General features: G+C 66.7%; 1 protein-coding gene. It reads left to right on the forward strand.

Annotated features, from left to right (window positions below):
- The coding region (locus BMG07_RS41170; RefSeq protein ID WP_198089250.1) for an SDR family oxidoreductase at window positions 1–231 on the forward strand (231 nt) is incomplete at both ends.

Genomic DNA, 231 nt, shown 5'->3' on the forward strand with positions numbered 1-231 from the left:
ATCGCCCGCGACCTGGCGCGCAGCGGCATCCGCAACATGACCATCGCCCCCGGTATCTTCGGCACGCCCATGCTGTTCGGCATGCCGCAGGAAGTGCAGGACGCGCTGGCCGCCAGCGTGCCCTTCCCCTCGCGCCTGGGCACGCCCGAGGACTACGCCAAGCTGGCCAAGCACATCATCGAGAACGACATGCTCAACGGCGAGGTGATTCGTCTGGACGGAGCGATTCGA

Source organism: Variovorax sp. E3, assembly GCF_016082275.1.
GTDB lineage: Bacteria > Pseudomonadota > Gammaproteobacteria > Burkholderiales > Burkholderiaceae_C > Variovorax.